Source organism: Rhodococcus sp. 5G237 (genome assembly GCF_053764735.1).
Genome location: NZ_JBSNCD010000005.1, coordinates 376,888 through 397,032 on the forward strand (window position 1 = coordinate 376,888; position 20,145 = coordinate 397,032).

15 protein-coding genes are annotated in these 20,145 nt (G+C 69.1%); 5 read left to right on the top strand and 10 right to left on the bottom strand.

All coding sequences use genetic code 11. The features are described from left to right. Nucleotides 1–27 precede the first annotated feature (27 nt). Genes ACWPOC_RS14085 through hemE form a run of 4 tightly spaced genes read right to left on the bottom strand, consistent with a single transcriptional unit; the run spans nt 28 to nt 5,522 of the window. On the bottom strand, nt 28–2,313 hold the full coding sequence (locus ACWPOC_RS14085; RefSeq protein ID WP_455408908.1) for a molybdopterin-dependent oxidoreductase: 2,286 nt from the start codon (nt 2,311–2,313) through the stop codon (nt 28–30). Nucleotides 2,314–2,368: 55 nt separating this feature from the next. Continuing rightward, the gene (hemQ, locus tag ACWPOC_RS14090) at nt 2,369–3,064 is read right to left on the bottom strand and encodes a hydrogen peroxide-dependent heme synthase (protein ID WP_060651217.1); all 696 of its coding nucleotides are present in this window, start codon (nt 3,062–3,064) and stop codon (nt 2,369–2,371) included. Between the two features lie 5 nt (nt 3,065–3,069). After that, nucleotides 3,070–4,428, bottom strand: coding sequence for a protoporphyrinogen oxidase (locus ACWPOC_RS14095; RefSeq protein WP_120282365.1), 1,359 nt, complete (start codon nt 4,426–4,428; stop codon nt 3,070–3,072). Then, nucleotides 4,425–5,522 carry a uroporphyrinogen decarboxylase gene (gene hemE, locus ACWPOC_RS14100; RefSeq protein ID WP_039587069.1) on the bottom strand — a complete coding sequence of 366 codons (1,098 nt, stop codon included), beginning with the start codon at nt 5,520–5,522 and terminating at the stop codon, nt 4,425–4,427. Before hemE ends, ACWPOC_RS14095 begins: the two co-directional genes overlap by 4 nt. Before the next feature lie 168 nt (nt 5,523–5,690). On the opposite strand from hemE, the gene ACWPOC_RS14105 reads away from it, so the two are divergent. The 3 genes from ACWPOC_RS14105 (at nt 5,691) to ACWPOC_RS14115 (ending at nt 9,100) form a co-directional block, all read left to right on the top strand. After that, nucleotides 5,691–6,266 (top strand): DUF3000 domain-containing protein, encoded by a 576-nt coding sequence (locus ACWPOC_RS14105; RefSeq protein WP_026061620.1) that lies wholly within the window; start codon nt 5,691–5,693, stop codon nt 6,264–6,266. A gap of 50 nt (nt 6,267–6,316) precedes the next feature. After that, nucleotides 6,317–7,729, top strand: coding sequence for a WS/DGAT/MGAT family O-acyltransferase (locus tag ACWPOC_RS14110; protein WP_120282363.1), 1,413 nt, complete (start codon nt 6,317–6,319; stop codon nt 7,727–7,729). Nucleotides 7,730–7,846: 117 nt separating this feature from the next. After that, complete coding sequence (locus ACWPOC_RS14115) at nt 7,847–9,100, top strand: ribonuclease D (RefSeq protein ID WP_120282362.1); 1,254 nt, start codon at nt 7,847–7,849, stop codon at nt 9,098–9,100. Nucleotides 9,101–9,161: 61 nt separating this feature from the next. Here ACWPOC_RS14115 and ACWPOC_RS14120 read toward each other — a convergent pair whose 3' ends face one another. Beyond that, on the bottom strand, nt 9,162–9,965 hold the full coding sequence (locus tag ACWPOC_RS14120) for an oxygenase MpaB family protein (protein WP_455408867.1): 804 nt from the start codon (nt 9,963–9,965) through the stop codon (nt 9,162–9,164). 287 nt (nt 9,966–10,252) lie between these two features. Between ACWPOC_RS14120 and ACWPOC_RS14125 the strand changes: the two genes are divergently transcribed. Further along, entirely contained in the window at nt 10,253–11,650 is a 1,398-nt protein-coding gene (locus ACWPOC_RS14125; RefSeq protein WP_455408868.1) for a sugar porter family MFS transporter, read from the top strand. 76 nt (nt 11,651–11,726) lie between these two features. On the opposite strand, the gene dxs is transcribed toward ACWPOC_RS14125, so the two are convergent. From dxs to ACWPOC_RS14150, 5 genes are all read right to left on the bottom strand, one after another. Next, nucleotides 11,727–13,670 carry a 1-deoxy-D-xylulose-5-phosphate synthase gene (gene dxs / locus ACWPOC_RS14130; protein WP_159418506.1) on the bottom strand — a complete coding sequence of 648 codons (1,944 nt, stop codon included), beginning with the start codon at nt 13,668–13,670 and terminating at the stop codon, nt 11,727–11,729. A 159-nt stretch (nt 13,671–13,829) separates the two neighbouring features. Beyond that, on the bottom strand, nt 13,830–15,425 hold the full coding sequence (locus tag ACWPOC_RS14135) for an MDR family MFS transporter (protein WP_159418507.1): 1,596 nt from the start codon (nt 15,423–15,425) through the stop codon (nt 13,830–13,832). Next, the gene (locus tag ACWPOC_RS14140) at nt 15,422–15,880 is read right to left on the bottom strand and encodes a MarR family winged helix-turn-helix transcriptional regulator (protein WP_159418508.1); all 459 of its coding nucleotides are present in this window, start codon (nt 15,878–15,880) and stop codon (nt 15,422–15,424) included. The genes ACWPOC_RS14135 and ACWPOC_RS14140 overlap by 4 nt, the downstream gene beginning before the upstream one ends. Before the next feature lie 174 nt (nt 15,881–16,054). Continuing rightward, complete coding sequence (locus ACWPOC_RS14145; protein ID WP_455408869.1) at nt 16,055–17,338, bottom strand: class I SAM-dependent RNA methyltransferase; 1,284 nt, start codon at nt 17,336–17,338, stop codon at nt 16,055–16,057. After that, the gene (locus ACWPOC_RS14150) at nt 17,335–19,332 is read right to left on the bottom strand and encodes an APC family permease (protein WP_455408870.1); all 1,998 of its coding nucleotides are present in this window, start codon (nt 19,330–19,332) and stop codon (nt 17,335–17,337) included. Before ACWPOC_RS14150 ends, ACWPOC_RS14145 begins: the two co-directional genes overlap by 4 nt. Nucleotides 19,333–19,473: 141 nt before the next feature. Here ACWPOC_RS14150 and ACWPOC_RS14155 point away from each other — a divergent pair, with 141 nt between their 5' ends. Further along, nucleotides 19,474–20,139: a potassium channel family protein gene (locus tag ACWPOC_RS14155; protein WP_060650900.1), complete on the top strand. Its 666-nt coding sequence runs from the start codon at nt 19,474–19,476 to the stop codon at nt 20,137–20,139. Nucleotides 20,140–20,145: the final 6 nt, after the last annotated feature.

The following is a 20,145-nucleotide window of genomic DNA, read 5'->3' on the forward strand; positions in this document are numbered from 1 at the left end:
CGGCCGTATGTGCTCGGCCGCGAGGACTCAGCGCTGCCGGACGACCGGCGGATCGTAGGCCCGGATGGGCGGTAGCTCGCCGTCGAACCGCTCGACGTCGACGAGCACGTGCTGCCCGGTGCAACCGTGGGCCAGCGACGATGTGCCGACGTCGGGAGTGAGCACGTTCGCGTTCCCGTGCACGCACATCGATCCGGGATCGGACGGATCCAGCGGGTCGTACCAGGCTCCCGTCGCGAGCTGGACGACGTTCGGCAGCAGACCGTCGTCGAGGACGACCCCGGCAAGGCACGAACCACGATCGTTGAAGACGCGGACGATGTCGCCGGCCTCCAGACCTCGCGCGGCCGCGTCGTCGGGACGCATCCGGATCGGTTCGCGGCCACGGATCTTCGATGACTGGCTCACCGAGCCGTGATCGAGCTGCCCGTGCAGGCGCGTGGCCGGCTGGTTGGCGATCAGGTGCAGTGGGAACCGTTCGACCCGCGAGGAGCCGAGCCATTCGACGGGTTCGTACCAGGTGGGGTGCCCGGCACAGTCGTCGTAGCCGAACGAGTCGATGTCGGCGGAGAAGATCTCGAGCCGTCCGCTGGGAGTCCGCAGCGGGTTCGCCTCGGGGTCGGACCGGAAATCCTCGAACAGCGTCAGATCGTCCTCGGTCCGCATCCGGACCGGTCCGCCGTACCAGAAGTCGTCGAAGGGCGGCGGGTCCTCGACGCGCCGGTCGTCGGCGAGGACGAAACCGCGCCACTGCTCGTAGAGGTGTTCGAGCCACTGCCGGGACGTCCGGCCCTCGGTGAACTGCTCGCCGAAGCCGAGGCGGTGGGCGAGAGCGGTGAAGGTGTCGTAGTCGTCGCGGGCGTCGGCGAAGCGCGGGACGGCGGCCTGCATCGCGACGAGCAGCGGATCGTTGCGCGTGCACGTCAGGTCGTCGCGCTCGAGCGCCGTGGTCGACGGCACGACGATGTCGGCGTGCTTGGCCATCGGCGTCCAGTACGGGTCGTGGACGACGATCGTGTCGGGTCGCTGCAGGGCCCGGCGGAGCCGGCCGATGTCCTGGTGGTGGTGGAAGGGATTGCCACCCGCCCAGTACACGAGCCGGATGTCCGGGAAGGTCAGGCGACGGCCGTCGTAGTCGAACTGCTCCCCGGGCCGCAACAGCAGGTCGGAGATCGCGGCGACGGGGATGAAGTCCTCGACGTCGTTGTTGCCCTGGAACAGGGTGGGCAGCGGATACGGGACGGGCGCGAGACCGGGTTCGTTCATCGACCCGTAGCCGTGGCCGAAACCGCCTCCGGGAACGCCGAGTTGACCGAGCATCGCGGCGAGGGTCACGCCCGCCCAGGGCGCCTGCTCGCCGTGCCGCACGCGTTGCAGCGACCATGTGACCGACACCAGGGTGCGGCCGCGGGACATGCGTCGCGCGAGGTCGACGAGGGTGCCGGACGGGATGCCCGACAGTCCGGCGGCCCACTCGGGGGTCTTGGGGACGCCGTCGGTGCGGCCGAGCAGATATTCCTCGAAGCGGTCGTAACCGGTGCAGTAGCGGTCGAGGAACTCGCGGTCGGCCAGACCTTCGGTGGCCAGGACGTAGCCGAGGGCGAGCATGATCGCGACGTCGGTGCCCGGCCGGGGCGCGAGCCACTCGTGCTCATCGTGCACGTCGCTGCGGATCGGGCTGAACGAGACGATCCGTCCGCCGCGGGCCCGCATCCGGTCGAGGGCGTCGCGGGTGGGGTGATCGCTCGTGCCGCCGTCGTTGACAGCGGTGTTCTTGAGCGGGATCCCGCCGAAGCACACCATCAGATCGGTGTCGCGGGCGATGACCTCCCAGGAGGTCGAGCGCGCGAACAGTTTCCAGTGGGTGCCCACGACGTGCGGCATGATCACGCCGGTCGCGCCGAGCGAGTAGGAGTGCACCGAGCGGGTGTAGCCGCCGAACATCTTCAGGAAGCGGTGCACCTGGCTCTGTGCGTGGTGGAACCGGCCCGGGGCGGACCAGCCGTAGGAGCCGCCGAAGATCGCCCGGTTGCCGTGCCGGTCCTTCACGCGCTGCAGTTCGCCCGCGAGGATCTCGGTGAGTTCGTCCCACGAGACGGCGACGTACTCGTCGTCGCCGCGTCGTGTGCTCGGTCCCGGTCCGTTCTCGAGCCAGCCGCGGCGGACGGCCGGCCCGGCGATGCGAGCACGGTGCCGCACCGATCCGGGGATGTTCCCCAGGATCGGTGAGGGGTCGCGGTCCCCGGCGTAGGGCTGCACGGCGACGACCTCGCCGTCGCGCGCCTGCGCCGAGAACATGCCCCAGTGCGCCATCTGGGAGAACAGACGACCGTCTCCCTCCGGTGGCACCGCGCTCGTCGAGGTCACGTCAGGGCAGCGACGCGACGAGGGCTTCGACGTCGACCCGCGGCCCGGTGAAGAAGGGGGTCTCCTCCCGCACGTGCAGGCGCGCGTCGGTGGCACGCAGGTCGCGCATGAGATCGACGATGCGGTGCAGCTCCGGCGCCTCGAAGGCGAGGATCCACTCGTAGTCGCCGAGCGCGAAGGCCGGAACGGTGTTGGCGCGGACGTCGGGGTAGCCGCGGGCCGCCATGCCGTGGTCGGCGAGCATCTTGCGACGCTGTTCGTCGGGCAGCAGGTACCACTCGTAGGACCGCACGAAGGGGTACACGCAGACGTAGTTGCCCGGCTCCTCCCCCGCGATGAAGGCGGGCAGGTGGCTCTTGTTGAACTCCGCGGGCCGGTGCAGTGCGGTGTTCGACCAGACCGGGGTGCTCGCGCGACCGAGGATCGTGGTGCGCCGGAAGTCGGCGTACAGCTTCTGCAGATCCTCGATGTGCTCGGCGTGGGTCCAGATCATGAAGTCGGCATCCGCGCGGGTGCCGGCCACGTCGTAGATGCCGCGGACGATCACGTCGGTGTCGTCGAAGCGGGCGAAGAACGCCTTCGCGTCCTCGATCGCCGCGGCGCGGTCGTCGCCGAGGACGCCGGGCCGGACCTGGAAGACCGACCACATCGCGTAGCGGAGGGTGGAATTGAGCTTGTCGTAGTCGAGACGTGCCATGAGGTTCATCCTTCCATTCGTGCAGCCAGGCGTGCGGCCGCGGCCGTGCCTGTTGCGACACATGCGGGTACGCCCACACCGTGCAGCATCGCGCCGGCGACCTCGAGTCCGTCGATCCCTGCGATCTCGGCCTCGAAGGCGGCGACGATCTCGCCGTGGTGTTCGCGGTACTGCGGCAGCCCGCCGTGCCACCGCTGCACGAAGGCGGCCACCGGTTCGGCGTCGACTCCGGTCACGGTCGCGAGATCCGCGCGGGCCAGCGCGATCAGGTCGGCCTCGGACGCGTCGACGAGCGCGTCGTCACCGAACCGCCCGAACGACGCGCGGGCGAGCGCGACGGGTCGTTCGGCGAGGTGCGGCCACTTGCGGCTCGACAGCGTGAAGGCCTTCGCCGACAGTTTCTCCCCGGTCGCGACGAGGATCCCGGAGTTCTGCGGCAGGCCGGCGTCGTGAGGCAACGCGAGCGCGACCACCACCGACGAGGCGAGCGGGATCTGCGCTGCGCACTGTGCGGCGGCTCGCACGCTGTCGACCAGCAGCCGGGCGGCATCCGGGGCGGGCACGGCGAGCACCACACCGTCGACCTCGCCGAGCGGATCGACCGACCACCGGCCACCGCTGCGCTTCAGTCCGGATGCGGCCGTGCCGTACAGGAACTCGGCGTCGGCCCCGCGGACGAGGGCTTCGATCAACACGCCGTAGCCCTCGCGCAGCGTCCCGAAGACCGGGGCGTCCGACTTCGGTGGCAGAGCGCGGGCGACGGCGTCGCTCAGGCTCGTCGCGCCGGCGTCGAGGGCCGCGGCGAGCGTCGGGACGGTGGCACGGACACCCGCGGTGTCGGACAGCCCCGAGTACACCCCGCCGAGCAGCGGGTCGACGCTGCGCCGCACCACCTGCTCACCGAAGCGTGATCGGACGAGATCCGCGACGGAGACGTCGGAGTCCCGGTCCCAGTGGAACGGCACGGTGGGCTCGGCGGTGATGCGCGCCAGCGTCTCGTCGTCGACGAGCCCTTCGACGGAGTGCGCGGAGGCGGGGATGCCCATCAGCGTGCCCGTCGGCAGCGGATGCAGTCGCGCATCGGCGTACAGGAGCGGACGGGCGGCCGAGGGGTGGACGACGTGGTCGCTCAGGCCGAGTTCCTCGACGAGCGCGAGCACCTCGGGTCGGCGTGCGATGAACGCCTCGGCACCGACGTCGACGGGGTCGCCCGCAAGCGGGACCGTGCGGAGCTTGCCGCCGAGCCGCGACGATCGCTCGAGCACGACGATGCGCGCGGCGGCGCCGAGCGAACGACGCAGCCGATACGCGGCGACGAGCCCGCTGATCCCACCGCCGACGACCGCGACCGTCGGCGGGGTCACAGCGAATGCACCAGCTCGACCACTCGGGTGATGGCGTCGGGATCGGTGTCGGGCAGGACGCCGTGACCGAGATTGAAGATGTGGCCGATGGCGCCGGCCTCGAGAGCGCGGTCGGCCTCGGCGACGATGCGGCGCACCTCGCGTTCGACGACCTCCCGGCCCGCGAACAGGATCGCAGGGTCGAGATTGCCCTGCAGGGCCTTGCCCGGGCCGACGCGGGTCGCGGCGACGTCGAGCGGGATGCGCCAGTCGACGCCGACCACGTCGGCGCCCGCCTCACCCATGGCGCCGAGGAGCTCACCGGTGCCGACACCGAAGTGGATGCGCGGCACGCCCGCACCGGCGATCTCGGCGAAGACACGTTCGGAGTGCGGCAGGACGTACTCGCGGTAGTCGGCGAGCGAGAGGGCACCGGCCCACGAGTCGAAGAGCTGGACGGCGTCGACACCGGCACCGATCTGCGCGCGCAGGAAGGCGATGGCGACGTCGGTGAGCTTGCCGAGGAGGGCGTGCCAGGTCTTCGGGTCGGCGTGCATGAGCGCCTTGGTGCGCTCGTGGTTGCGGCTCGGGCCGCCTTCGACGAGATATGAGGCCAAGGTGAAGGGCGCGCCCGCGAACCCGATGAGCGGGGTGTCGCCGAGTTCGCGGGTCAGCAGACCGACCGCGCGGGCGACCGCTCCGACCTCTTCGGCCTCGAGGGTCGGCAGCGCGGTGACGTCGGCGGCGGTGCGGACGGGGTTCGCGACGACCGGGCCCGTGCCGGCGACGATGTCGAGGTCGATCCCGGCGGCCTTGAGCGGGACGACGATGTCGGAGAAGAGGATGGCGGCGTCGACCTTGTGCCGCCGCACCGGCTGCATCGTGATCTCGCAGACCAGTTCGGGGTCGAAGCACGATTCGAGCATGCCGATGCCGGCCCGGATCTCCCGGTACTCGGGCAGGGAGCGGCCGGCCTGGCGCATGAACCACACGGGCCGGTGGGCCGGCTTCTCACCGCGCGCGGCCGCCAGCAGGGGCGCATGGGGCAGGATCCTCCGCGCGGGGTACTCCGCGGGCACCGCAGATCCGACGTTCGTGTTCTCCAAGCCGGTCATCGATCCTCGTTCTTCGGGCACTGCGCGCCGTCGCGCAGGGCAGCGTCTGCCGGGTCGCACACAGGACGTGTGGTCCGGACCCGCTGCCCATGCTGCCACGCCCGTGCCGTTCGCCGGAATCGGCGCGCCTCCCGCGTGCGATGCGTCACCGGCACTAACCTCCGCTCGGTGACCACCTCGCCCGCCGAGCCGGCCCGCTTCCGTTCCGCAGTCGATGCGATGAACGCGGCCACCGTGCGCCCGGAGATCGAGGTCGGGCCGATCCGACCCCCGCAACGGCTCGCCCCCTACAGCTACGCACTGGGCGCCGAGGTCCTGCACGACGAGACGGACCGGGTGCCCGAGCAGTCCGAGGGCGACGCGTTCGGCCGCCTCATCCTTCTCTACGACCCCGACGGCGACGAGGCATGGCACGGGACCACCCGGCTCGTCTCGTACATCCAGGCCGACGTCGACGAGAGCCTGGCAGCGGACTCGCTGCTGCCGGAGGTCGCGTGGAGTTGGCTCGTCGACGCCCTCGCCGCGCACGGTGAACCGCTCACGGCGCTCGGCGGCACGGTGACCGCGACGACCTCCGTACGGTTCGGGGACATCGCGGGCCCGGGACGCGCCCACCAACTGGAACTGCGCGCGTCGTGGACTCCGCAGTCCGACATGCTGACCCCGCACGTGGAGGCGTTCTGCGACGTCCTCGCATATGCCGCGGGTCTGCCTCCGGCGGGGGTCGCGCGACTCCAGCGGTGAAAACCGGCGCAATCCGACCGGATTTCTAGAACCTGTTCTATTCTTGGTTCATGCAGCGTCTCAGCGGGCTCGATGCCGGTTTCCTCTATCTCGAGACCCCCAGTCAGCACCTCCACATCTGCGGGCTGATCGTGCTGGATCCGTCCACCGTCCCGGGTGGCTACGACTACGTGAGCCTGCGCAACGAACTCGAAGCACGCCTCACCGCCGTACCCCAGTTCCGGATGAAGCTCGCCGACAGCAGATTCAACCTCGACCATCCGGTCTGGGTCGACGACCACGACTTCGACCTCGACCGGCACGTCCACCACGTCGGCGTGCCCGCCCCGGGCGGCCGGACCGAGCTCGCGGACCTGTGCGGCCACATCGCCGCACAACCGCTGGATCGCTCGCGGCCGCTGTGGGAGATGTGGTTCGTCGGCGGCCTCGACGACGGCAGGATTGCGGTCATCGCGAAGATGCACCACGCCGGGGTGGACGGGGTCTCCGGTGCCGCACTCATCGCGCAGCTGTGCAGCCTCGACCCGGCCGAGCCCCGGCCCGAACCGGTCCAGTGGGGTGCCGGCGACGCGAACGACCTCGCCATCGCGATCGCCGGAGCCCTCAACGTCGCCCGCCGGCCTCTCCACCTGCTGCGAATCCTCCCCGGCGCGGTCACATCGCTGACCTCGTGGATCGCGCGCGCCCGCCGCGGCGACGCCATGCCCGCGCCGTTCACGGCGCCGCGCACCCCGTTCAACTCCACCATCACCGGACACCGCAACGTCGGCTTCGCCGAGTTGAACCTCGACGACGTGAAACTGGTGAAGAACGTCTTCGGCGTCACCGTCAACGACGTGGTGATGGCCGTGTGCTCCGGTGCGCTGCGCCGATATCTGGAGCGGCGCGGCGAGCTGCCCGACTCCCCGCTCATCGGGATGATCCCGGTCTCGGTCCACGGCAGGTCGGATCGCCCGGGACGCAACCAGGTCTCGGCGATGTTCGCCGACCTCCACACCCACATCGCCGACCCCGCCGAGCGGCTGCGGACCCTCGCGGAAGCGAACGCGGTGGCCAAGGAGCACAACGCCGATCTCGGCGCGAACCTGCTGCAGGACTGGTCGCAGTTCCTCGGCGCGGCGGTCTTCGCCCCCGCGATGCGCGCCTACGCCGGACTCCGACTCGCCGACCGGCACCCGGTGATCCACAACCTCGTGATCTCCAACGTGCCCGGACCGCCCGTCCCGCTGTACTTCCTGGGTGCGCGCATGACGGCGATGTACCCCTTCGGCCCGATCTTCCACGGCGCCGCGCTCAACGTGACGGTGCTCTCCCTCGACGGCAGGCTCGACATCGGCCTGATCTCGTGTCCCGATCTCGTCCCCGACCTGTGGGAACTCGTCGACGACTTCTCCCCCGCCCTCGAGGACCTCATCCTCGCGGCGGGTGCGGAAAGCGACGACGTCGTCTCGCAGGAGGGGTGACGCGGTACCCCGGAGGGGGTTCGCGTGGCGTCGAGCGGGTCCGTGTGTGTCCGCCGATCGGACGTTCCGGACAGGAACGGAATTGCGCACGGGGACGACACCGCTAGAGTCACGCCCATGCCGGCACAGAACGACGAGGACGAGCAGAAGAGCACGAGCGTGACGACGGTGCCGCTCCTCGAACCGCGCGACGGCGTCCCGGAGGTCGTCACCACGGCGCGCGGGGTCACCGAGGCCGCAGCGATGCTGGCGCAGGGACACGGCCCGCTCGCCGTCGACGCCGAACGCGCGTCGGGCTACCGCTACTCCGCGCGCGCCTATCTCGTACAGCTCCGCCGTGAGGGCGCCGGCACGGTGCTGCTCGACCCCATTCCGACACGGGACGACCTTGCTCCCCTGGCCGAGGTGATCAACGACCTCGAATGGGTCCTGCACTCCGCCGACCAGGATCTCCCCGGCCTGGCCGAACTCGGACTCCGCCCGGCGAAGTTGTACGACACCGAACTCGCCGGTCGCCTCGCCGGATTCCCCCGCGTCGGTCTCGCTGCGATCGTGGCCGAGACCCTCGGCCTCGAGCTGCGCAAAGGCCATGGTGCGGCTGACTGGTCGACGCGGCCGCTTCCCGACTCGTGGCTCAACTACGCCGCGCTCGACGTCGAACCGCTCGTGGAACTCCGCGACGCGATAGCGAGCGAACTCGAGCGACAGAACAAGACCGAGTGGGCCGCTCAGGAATTCGAGCACATCCGGCTCGCGGGGCCGCCCGCTCCGAAGCCCGATCGGTGGCGCCGCACGTCCAAGATCCACGCGATCAAGGACCGACGCCGCCTGGCGATCGTCCGGGAACTGTGGACCACCCGCGACGAGATCGCCGCCCGGCGCGACATCGCGCCGGGGCGCATCCTTCCCGACTCCGCGATCATCGCCGCCGCGGAGGCGAATCCCACGACCGTCGAACAGCTGCAGAAGCTTCCGGTCTTCGGCGGTCCGCGGCAGCGGCGTTCCTCCCGCGCGTGGCTCAACGCGATCGAGCGGGCCCGTGCACTGCCGGAGGACCGGCTCCCACCCCTCACGCCGCCGCTGACCGGGCCTCCGCCTGCCGGCCGGTGGTCGCGCCACCACCCCGAACAGGCCGCACGTCTCGCCCTCGCGCGCGGCGAACTCGCCGCTCTGAGCGAGGAAGTCGCCGTTCCGGTCGAGAACCTGATCAGTCCCGAACTCGTTCGGCGCCTGTGCTGGGACTGGGACGTCTCCGACGGGGGCGACGTCGAGGAGTACATCGACGGCCGCTTCGCCGAGGGCGGGGCACGTCCGTGGCAGCGCGCGTTGACCGTGCCGCGACTCGCGAAGGCCCTGACGGCGGAGAACTGATCTCCGCCGTCTCTCCTACGTACTGCTTCGTTCCGGCGCTTCCGCGTCCCGGGCAGTACATCTAGCCAGCAGCGACGTGCGCGGGCACCGCGGCGAACCTCTTACGCGCGTCGCGCAGGACCAGCTTCTTGGGCAGGTGGCGCGCCGCCGCGGGCAGCGCTCGGTAGGCGGGCACCGCGATCCGCATGAGGCGGTCGAACCATCGCTGGTGGGCCTCGGTCCACGTGAAGCCGTAGGCCTCACGGATTCGGGGATCGAGCATGCCGAGGGTGAAGAACCTGTTGAGCGCCATCGCCGGCCGGACGACGATCGGCAGGTCGCCGCCGGAGAGCAGGGCGCGTGCGTAGGAACGAACGGTCTCGTCGATCTCGAGATCGTCGACGACGCTGTGCCAGTAGGCATCGAACGCGTCGAGGTCCGCGGGCCACATCTCCTCAGGTACCTGCAACGACGTGCCGTAGACCGCGAACTCGCGGTAGAGCCGTTCGGCCTCGGCCCGGTCGACGCGGCCGAAGAACCGCTCGTACACGTCGCGGCCGCCGTGGAACATCACCGCGGCGATCCACAACTGGAGCTTCGGATCGAAGGCGTTGTATCCGCCGGAGCGGACCGGTGCGTGGGCGCGGTTGACGAAACGCACCACCCTGCGTCGTTCCTCGTCGTCGCCGAACGCCACGAGGAAGATGTACGCACTCGTGTTCCGGAAGCGTGTGACGGGATCCATGAGCGCCTTGCTGTGTTCCACCACACCGTGCCCCACCGGAGGCAGAGCGATCTCCATGAGAAACCTCCGAGGTGAGGTCAGCAGGAACGCCGCTTCACCCACCACACCCTGTACCGTCGCGTCCGGTCGTCGCCGAGTCATGGAACGAGACTGTATTCCCAGATCACACAGTGTCAAGCGGAGGTCCTCACCGGACGGGAACGTCGCAGGCAGAGCGACGGCGCGGAGAGAATATTTCTTAACTTCCTGCCCGATCGGAGGTGTCGTCACACTCCGTGGATGTCCCGTTCGCAGTCCGCCCTGTGGGCGAGTTCTCGCCGGAAACGTCGAGTCGGCCGTTCATCCCGGCGTAATGTTCCCCTGAAGAAAACACACTGTGTCCAGCCCTTTTTCCGCCCTCGCGGCCAGTCCCATCCAGGAGTTTCTCGGTGACCCAACCATCGACCGCACACGCCGCGAAAGTCATCGCCGTGACCGTCGCGGCGGCCGTGGGCGGTTTCCTGTTCGGCTTCGACAGCTCGGTCATCAACGGCGCCGTCGACTCCATCCAGGACAACTTCGCGCTCAGTTCGTTCGTGACCGGTTTCGCCGTCGCCATCGCCCTGCTCGGCTGTGCCGTCGGCGCGTGGTTCGCCGGACGCCTCGCCGACAGTTGGGGCCGCAAGCGGGTGATGCTCCTCGGCTCCGCCCTGTTCGTCATCTCGTCGATCGGGTCCGGTCTGGCCTTCAGCGTTCCCGATCTCATGCTGTGGCGTGTGCTCGGCGGCCTCGGCATCGGTATCGCGTCGGTCATCGCACCGACCTACATCTCCGAGATCGCACCCGCTCGCTACCGCGGCGCCCTCGCATCACTGCAGCAGCTCGCCATCACTCTCGGCATCTTCGCGGCCCTGCTGTCCGACGCGGTGCTGCAGAACGCCGCCGGTGGAGCGTCGAACGAGCTGTGGTGGAATCTCGAGGCCTGGCGGTGGATGTTCCTCGTCGGCGTCGCGCCCGCCGTCCTCTACGGTGTACTGGCGCTGACGATCCCGGAGTCCCCCCGCTATCTCGTCGGCAAGGACATGGACGAAGAGGCTGCGGCCGTCCTGGCCAACGTCACGGGCGAGCTTCGGCCCGACGAGCGTGTCCGCGAGATCCGGCTGACGCTGCGCCGCGAGTCGAAGGCGTCCTTCGGCGACATCCGCGGCCCGGTCTTCGGTCTGCAGCCGCTGGTGTGGGTCGGCATCACGATGGCCGTCTTCCAGCAGTTCGTCGGTATCAATGCGATCTTCTACTACTCGACGACATTATGGAAGTCGGTGGGCTTCACCGAGAACCAGTCGTTCACCACCTCGGTGATCACCGCCGTGATCAACGTGCTCATGACGTTCGTCGCGATCCTGTTCGTCGACAAGATCGGTCGCCGTCCGCTGTTGATGACCGGTTCGATCGGCATGTTCGTCAGCCTGCTGCTCGCCGCGATCGCCTTCTCGCAGGCGGTCGGCAGCGGTGAGGACGTCGAACTTCCGGCACCGTGGGGTGCGCTCGCCCTCGTCGGCGCGAACGCCTTCGTGATCTTCTTCGCCGCCACCTGGGGCCCGATCATGTGGGTGATGCTCGGCGAGATGTTCCCGAACCGCATGCGCGCAGTCGCCCTCGGTATCAGCACCGCGGCGAACTGGATCGCGAATTTCACGGTGACACTGGCGTTCCCGCCGCTCACCTCCGCGGTCGGGCTGTGGTTCCTGTACGGACTGTTCGCGTTCTTCGCCCTGCTGTCGTTCTTCTTCGTCAAGACGAGGATCCCCGAGACCAAGGGCATGGAACTCGAGGAGATGCAGAGCTAGTCGATACAGACGCCAGGGGCGGTATCCGGTGATCCGGATACCGCCCCTGGCGTCTGTATGTCTGCGTGGGCCGGACTCAGCCCGCTTCGCGGTCGGACTGCTCGACCGCCGAGGGTCGCGACCGCTCCTCGGGTTCGCTGTCCAGGCCGGCGACCCAGCCGGTGACCTGACGCGCCACATCCTGGGCCGTCAGACCGAGTTCGGCGTGGATCTCGTTGCGGGAGGCGTGATCGAGGAACTGCTGCGGCACCCCGAGATCGCGCGTGGGCACGTCGACGTCGTTGCGGCGCAGCGCGGCGGAGACCGCCGAGCCGACACCACCGTGGAGGCCGCTGTCCTCGATCGTGACGACGATCCGGAAGCCGCGTGCGAGGTCGACCACCGCGTCGGGCACGGGGAAGACCCACCGCGGGTCGACGACCGCGGCGTCGATGCCCTGCTTGGAGAGACGATCGGCGACGTCGAGCGCGAGACCGGCGAAGGCGCCGACCGCGACGATCAGTGCGTCGCCTCGCCGCGACGGCGGCATCCGCAGCACGTCGACCGTGCCGTCGAGACGCTCAAGCGCCGGGATGTCTTCTCCCACCGAGCCTTTGGGGAACCGGAGGACGGTCGGGCCGTCGGAGACGTCGAGCGCCTCACCGAGTTCCTCGCGCAGCGTCGCCCCGTCGCGCGGAGCGGCGACCCGGATGCCGGGAACGATGCCCAGCAGGGACAGATCCCACATGCCGTTGTGACTGGCCCCGTCGGAACCCGTGACACCCGCCCGGTCGAGCACCACGGTGACCGGCTGCCGAAGCAGTGCGACGTCCATGAGCAGCTGGTCGAACGCGCGGTTGAGGAAGGTCGAGTAGACGGCGACGACGGGATGCATCCCACCGAGCGCGAGCCCCGCCGCCGACGTCACCGCGTGCTGTTCGGCGATGCCGACGTCGAAGGTGCGCTCGGGGAACCGTTCGCCGAACTTGGCGAGTCCGGTCGGTCCGGGCATCGCAGCGGTGATCGCCACGACGTCCTCCCGCTTCTCCCCCAGCGCGATGAGTTCGTCGGAGAAGACCGACGTCCAGTCGGGGGCGGAGGTGGACTTCGCCCGACCCGTGCGCGGATCCATCACGCCCGTGGCATGCATCTGATCGGCGAGGTGGTTCTCGGCGGGCGCGTAGCCGGCTCCCTTGCGGGTGACGGCGTGGACGAGGACCGGGCCGCCGTACGCCTTCGCGCGACGCAGCGCCGATTCCATGGCCTGCTCGTCGTGCCCGTCGACCGGGCCGAGGTACTTGATGCCCAGATCGGTGAAGAGCACCTGCGGGCTGACCGCGTCCTTCACACCGGCCTTCATGCCGTGCAGCACCGAGTAGGCCGCCGAGCCGATCCAGGGGATCCGCTTGACGATGCGCCGACTGTTGTCGAGCACCTTCTCGTAGCCGGGCTTGAGGCGCAGCGCCGCGAGGTGCTCGGCGAGACCGCCGATCGTGGGTGCGTATGAGCGGCCGTTGTCGTTGACGACGATCACCATCGAGCGGTTCTGCCCGGCGGCGATGTTGTTGAGCGCTTCCCAGCACATACCGCCGGTCAGCGCGCCGTCGCCCACGACGGCCACCACGGTCCGATCGGACTGTCCGGACAGCGAATAGGCCTTGGCGAGTCCGTCGGCGTACGACAGGGCGGCCGAGGCGTGCGACGACTCGATCCAGTCGTGTTCGCTCTCCGCGCGGCACGGGTAGCCGGACAACCCACCCTTCTGCCGGAGACTGTCGAACTCGTCGCGACGACCGGTGAGGATCTTGTGGACGTAGGCCTGATGACCGGTGTCGAAGAGGATCGGATCGCGTGGCGAATCGAACACCCGGTGCAGAGCGATGGTCAGCTCGACGACGCCGAGATTGGGCCCGAGGTGACCGCCGGTCGCCGCGACCTTCTCGACCAGGAATTCCCGGATCTCCCCCGCAAGCTCGGTGAGCTCCACAGGGGAGAGTCGACGTAGATCGTCGGGCGACTGGATGCGGGACAGAACACCCAACTGGAACAGCTCCCTCCGGCTCGTGCCTCACGCTCGTCGCGCGAGTGATTTCCTCAGTCTACGGAGCGCGGGAACGGAGCGTCTCCCGCCACCGCCTCGCTTCCGCGTGATCTCCTGGTCACCGGCGGGCGGATCGTCCGCCGGTGAGCGAGGTCACCCTCACGAGGAGATGTCGGCGCGATCGGCCGGCGACTTCTCCTCGACGAGGTCGATGGTGGTGCGCAACGCCTGGTTCGGGATCAGCACCACTGCCACCAGGGTAACGACCGCGAACGCCGCCGCCACGAGGAAGAGGGTCGCCGTCGCGTCGCCGTAGGCGGCACGGATGACTTCGGCCACCGGCTCGGGCAACTGGGAGAAGTCGAGAGTTCCACCCGATCCGCCACCGGAGGTGTCCACACCGAGCTTCGCGAGGCCGTCGGCGGAGATCGTCGCGACACGGGACGCGAGGATCGAACCGAGCACCGACACACCGATCGCGCCACCGAAGGTGCGGAAGAAGGCGACGGAACTGCTCGCGGCGCCGATGTTGCGCACGCTCACGGTGTTCTGCACGGCGAGGACGAGGTTCTGCATCAGCATGCCGGTGCCCAGACCCACGATCGCGATGTACACGCTGATGAGCGTGAGCGAGGTGAGGTGGTCGACCGTGCCGAGAAGTCCGAAACCGACCATCTGCAGAATCGCGCCGCCGACCAGGAAGCCCTTCCACTTGCCGAAGCGCGTGATGAGCTGACCGGAAAGCATCGACGAGACGAGTGTGCCGGCGACCATCGGGATAGTGAGCAGACCGGCGACCGTCGGGCTGTAGGCCCGCGAGGTCTGGAAGTACTGGCCGAGGAAGGTGGTGGCGCCGAACAGGCCGATACCGACTGCCACGGACGCGATGATCGCGAGACCGGTGGTGCGTTCGGTGACGATCTTCAGCGGGATGATCGGATCGGCGACCTTCGACTCGACGATCAGCGTCGCGACGAGCAGGACGATGCCGGCACCGACGTAGAGGGCGGACTCGGCCGAGAACCACTCGTAGTAGTCGGCCTTACCGGCGAAGGACACCCAGACGAGCAGGACACTCACGGCGGCGGTGATGAGCGTGGCGCCGAACCAGTCGATGCTCACGTTCTCCTTGCGGACGGTCGTGACGTGCAGCGTGCGCTGCAGCAGGATCAGCGCGACGACGGCGATCGGCACGCAGACGTAGAAGCACCAGCGCCAGCCGAGGAGGTCGACGATGACACCACCGAGCACGGGTCCACCCGACATGGCGACGGCCATGACGGCGCCCATGTAGCCGGAGTACCGGCCGCGCTGGCGGGGCGGGATGATGCTGCCGATGATCGCGACGACGAGAGCGGTCAGACCACCCATGCCGATGCCCTGGATCACGCGGGCGGCGAGCAGGACCGGCACGTTGTGCGCGATGCCGGCCAGGACCGAGCCGATCACGAAGACCAGGATCCCGAGCTGGACGAGCAGCTTCTTGTTGAACAGGTCGGCGAACTTGCCCCAGATGGGCGTCGACGCGGCGTTCGCGAGCAGCGCCGTGGTGATGACCCAGGCGTACTGGGTCTGGGTACCGTTCAGATCCGCGATGATCGTCGGCAGAGCGGTCGAGACGATGGTGCTGCTCAGCAACGCCGTGAAGAGAGCGGCGAGGAGGCCCGACAGCACGACGAGGATCTCGCGGTGCGTCATCTGCTCCTCGGCTGCCGGAGCATCCGGCTGCGCTCCCTGTCCGGAGACTGTGGTCATGAATTGGTCCTTCGAGTATCGATGACGAGCGGAGCCAGGGACGAGGTGAGACGTTCGAGCGTCGTGATGGCGCCTGCGATCTCGTCCTCGTGCCAGTCCGAGAGTTCTGCGGAGAGCCGTTCGGTCCGGCGCTTCTTCACGAGGTCGAGGATCTCGATACCCGCGACCGAACAACTCACCCGGTGAGCACGACGATCGTCGGGATCGGGATGTCGATCCACGAGGCCTCGCTCGACGAGTTCGGCGATCTGTCTGCTCAACGACGACTGGCTGACGCACATTTCGACGGCGAGCTCGCTGGGCCGGCACTCCCCCATCCGTGCGAGCACGAACAGCACCGCGACGAGCGCGGAAGGAAGCACATCGGTGTCGTGGTGCACGAGTGCACCACGCAGCGTGCGACCGAACATGAAGATGGCGTCGGCGAGTTCGTGGGCCTGAGCCTTTTCCGGCACAGCGAACCTCCGTCGGAATGAACTAATTGATTACGTCATGCAACTATACAGATTAGTTGCGTACTACAAGCAATCTCTTTTTCATGTCACACCGACTACCCGGATGCGGTCCCCGTCACACCTCGCCACACCACACACAGCACGGACCCCGGGCGGGTGCGACGGGAACCCGGTTCAACGGGTGAACAGACCGATGCACTCCACGTGATGAGTGGAGGGGAACGCCGCGAAGGCCCGGACGTCCGCCAACTCGAATCCGTTGTCCCGGTACAGACCCACGTCCCGACCGAAGGACGCGGGATCGCAGCCCACGTGGACGATCCGGCGCGGTCCCGCCGCGGCCACGGCGGCCACCACGTCCTTGCCCGCCCCCGCGCGCGGCGGGTCGAGGACGACCACCTCGGGGGCCGGCAGGTCGGGGATCATCCGCTCCACACGCCCGTGACGGAAGGACACCTGACCGAAATCGGCGAGCGCCTCGATCCCGTCGTCCACGGCGGTCTTCGACGACTCGACCGACACCACCCGCCCGGACGGACCGACCTGCTCGGCGAGCACGGCCGCGAACACCCCCACTCCGCCGTACAGATCCCACGCCGTCGCACCCTCCGAGGCCTGCGCCCAGTCGGCCACCGCAGCCGAATAGGTCGACGCAGCGCCGCGATGAGCCTGCCAGAAACCGGTCGGCGCCAACCGCCACTCGCGCTCGCCGACCCGCTCGACCACCCGTCCCGAGCCTTCGATCACCTTCTCCGGACGGGGCGCGTTCACCGCCGCCCGCCGCGACGCCGCGCCGCGCCGGCCCTGCCGTCGCGCACCACCCGAGAGGACCGGAGGTGCGATCTCCACCACGTGCCGCCGGCCGTCTGCGTCGAGCACGACCTGCAGCTCCGCTCCCGGTTGCCACACACGATCGGTGAGGCCGACGTAGGCGTGCGGATCGATCTGCGGGCACGCCAGTTCGGGGACGACCTCGTTGCTGCGGTACCGGCGGTATCCCGGGTTCCCCACCACGTCCACCGCGAGCCGGACCCGGGTGCGCCACAGAGTGCCGTTGGACGCACCGCCCGGCACCTCCTCGACCGTCACCTCGCGGTCCACCCCACCGAGCCGGCGCAGTTGCTCGGCCACCACCGCGCCCGTGAACCGGCGTTGAGCCTCGACGGTCGTGTGCGCGAGGTCGCAGCAACCCGCCCCTCCCGGACCGGAGATCGGGCAGACCCGATCGATGCGGTCCTCGGACGCCTCGAGCACGTCCTCGACGTCGGCGAAGCAGAACGACCCGCCCCGATCCTCGGTGACCCGAGCGAAGACCCGCTCCCCCGGCAGTCCGTGCCGCACGAACACGACGCGCCCCTCGAATCGAGCGACACACGCACCACCGTGGGCGGGATTGCCGAGGATCACCTCGATCCTCCGGCCGGACCAATCCGTGCGCGGGTGTGCCTGACGATTCACCGCGGTTCCTCCTCGTTGTCCAACTGTCGATCCTGCCCGTTCGGGGCGGCCCGCCCCACCGCACCGGTGTCCGCGGACGAGCGCAGCTGCCAGGGCACGCTCGTCACCATCACCCCCGGCTGAAAGAGGAGCCGGCTCTTGAGCCGCAGGGCGCTCTGGTTGTGGAGCAGTTGCTCCCACCAGTGCCCCACCACGTACTCGGGGATGAAGACGGTCACGACGTCGCGGGGAGAATCGCGCCGCACCCGGCGGACGTAGTCGAGGACGGGCCGCGTGATCTCCCGGTAGGGCGACTCGACGACCTTCAACGGCACGGTGAGATCGCTCTTCTCCCATTCGAGTACGAGACGCCGGGTGCTCTCGTCGTCGACGTTCACGGTGATCGCCTCGAGGGTGTCGGGGCGGGTCGCCCGCGCATAGGCGAGGGCGCGCATCGTGGGCAGATGCAGGGTCGAGACGAGCACGATCGAATGGGTGCGGCTGGGCAGCACCCCGTCCCAGTCCGCTCTCTCGAGTTCGGCGGCGACCGTGTCGTAGTGGTGCCGGATCGCTTTCATGAGCCCGAACGCGACGACCATGGTCACCACCGCGATCCACGCCCCGGCGGCGAACTTGCCCGTCAGCACGACCAGCAGCACCACCGATGTGGAGACGCATCCGACACCGTTGATCAATCGCGACCGGGCCATACGGCCCCGCGCCGACGGATCCGTCTCGGTGCTCAGTTCCCGCGTCCAGTGCCGCACCATGCCGGCCTGCCCCAGGCTGAACGCGACGAAGACACCCACGATGTACAGCTGGATGAGCCGGGTGACCTCGGCCTCGAAGACCCACACGAAGACGACGGCGATCCCGGCGAGGAAAAGGATGCCGTTGCTGAAGGCGAGCCGGTCGCCGCGAGTGTGGAACTGACGCGGCAGGTAACGGTTCTGCGCGAGAACCGAACCGAGCACCGGGAATCCGTTGAAGGCCGTGTTCGCGGCGAGCACGAGGATCACGGCGGTGACGATCGTGATCAGGACGAACGCGGCCGGCACCCCCTCGAAGACGGTGTGCGCCAGCTGGGAGAGCAGCGTCTTCTGCTCGTAACCCTCGGGTGCACCGCGCAGCTGGGTATCGGGATGCTCGGCCACCACCACACCGAGCCGCTCGGCGAGGAAGACCACCCCGAGGAACAGCGTGACGGCGATGCCGCCGAGCACCAGCAGGGTCGTCGCGGCGTTGCGTGCCTTCGGTTTCTCGAAGGCCGGCACACCCGTGCTGATCGCCTCGACACCCGTCAGCGCCGCGCAGCCGGACGAGAAAGCCCGCGCGAGCAGGAGGACGAAGGCGAGCGCGGTCAGATCCGTCTGCTCGGCGACGAGTTCGAAGTCCGCCGACTCCGCACGCAGGTCGTCGCCCAGGACGAAGATCCGGAACAACCCGGCCCCGAGCATCACCAGCATGCAGCCCACGAAGGTGTAGGTGAGGACGGCGAACGCCCGGCCGGCGTGCCGGAGTCCGCGCAGGTTCACCGCGGTCAGCAGCACGATCGCGACGACGACGAAGAGCACCTTGTGCCGGGCGACGAACGGCACGGCCGATCCGACCGTCGCCGCCGCGGACGACAGCGACACCGCGACCGTCAGGACGTAGTCGACGAGCAGCGCACTGCCGACGGTCAATCCTGCCGTGGGGCCGAGATTCTTCGTGGCGACCTCGTAGTCGCCGCCGCCGGACGGGTAGGCACGCACGGTCTGGCGGTAGCCGGCGATCACGATCACGAGCACGAAGGCGACAGCGAGCCCGATCCACGGCGAGAAGGCGTAGGCGGACAACCCCGCGACGGAGAGGACGAGGAAGATCTCCTCGGGTGCGTAGGCGACCGACGACAGCGCGTCGGAGGCGAAGACCGGCAGTGCGGTGCGCTTGGGCAGCAACTCGTGCCCGAGAGTGTCGCTGCGGAAGGGGCGACCCAGCACGAGCCGCTTCGCCGCGGTGGAAAGCTTGGACACGCGCAAAGCCTATGCGGTTCCGGCCCCGAAGTACCCCTCGGCCGGGTCACGACCTCTCGAAGATCGTCACGCGGTACCGTTCGGATCGGCGGTCCGCAGCGGTCCGTCTCGGAAAGATCGACCGGAACGGAGTCCACTGGGGTGTACGTGGTGGTGATGGGGTGCGGTCGGGTCGGTTCGGCGGTGGCCACCGCACTCGTCCGGCTCGGTCACGAGGTCGCGGTCATCGACCGCGACGCGAGCGCGTTCGGACGACTCGGCCCGGACTTCCCCGGGCACACCGTGCTCGGCATGGGCTTCGACCGCGACGTCCTGATCTCCGCCGGCATCGAACGTGCCGACGCCTTCGCAGCGGTCTCCTCCGGCGACAACTCGAACATCATCTCGACGCGCGTGGCCCGCGAGACCTTCGGCGTCGAACGCGTCGTCGCGAGGATCTACGACGCCAAGCGGGCCGCGGCGTACGAGCGACTCGGCATCCCCACCGTGGCGACCGTGCCGTGGACCACCGACCGTTTCCTGCATGCGCTCACGCACGACAGCGAGACCGCCCGCTGGCGCGATCCCACCGGATCCGTCGCCATCGCCGAGGTGAACGTGCACGAGGGGTGGGTCGGACGACGCGTCACCGACCTCGAGGAGGCCACGGGTTCGCGCGTCGCGTTCCTGATCCGGTTCGGCACCGGGCTGCTGCCCGACCGCAGGACGGTGTTGCAGGCCGACGATTCCGTCTACATCGCGGCCGTGTCAGGTTCGGTCTCGGAGGCGATCACACACGCCGAGAACCCGCCGGTCGACGAGAACTGACCCGTC

Coding starts and splice junctions, on each gene's coding strand:
- ACWPOC_RS14085 (WP_455408908.1), bottom strand. CDS start 2,313: ATGGCGCACTGGGGCATGTTCTCGGCGCAGGCGCGCGACGGCGAGGTC.
- hemQ (WP_060651217.1), bottom strand. CDS start 3,064: ATGGCACGTCTCGACTACGACAAGCTCAATTCCACCCTCCGCTACGCG.
- hemE (WP_039587069.1), bottom strand. CDS start 5,522: ATGACCGGCTTGGAGAACACGAACGTCGGATCTGCGGTGCCCGCGGAG.
- ACWPOC_RS14110 (WP_120282363.1), top strand. CDS start 6,317: ATGCAGCGTCTCAGCGGGCTCGATGCCGGTTTCCTCTATCTCGAGACC.
- ACWPOC_RS14115 (WP_120282362.1), top strand. CDS start 7,847: ATGCCGGCACAGAACGACGAGGACGAGCAGAAGAGCACGAGCGTGACG.
- ACWPOC_RS14120 (WP_455408867.1), bottom strand. CDS start 9,965: ATGACTCGGCGACGACCGGACGCGACGGTACAGGGTGTGGTGGGTGAA.
- ACWPOC_RS14135 (WP_159418507.1), bottom strand. CDS start 15,425: ATGACCACAGTCTCCGGACAGGGAGCGCAGCCGGATGCTCCGGCAGCC.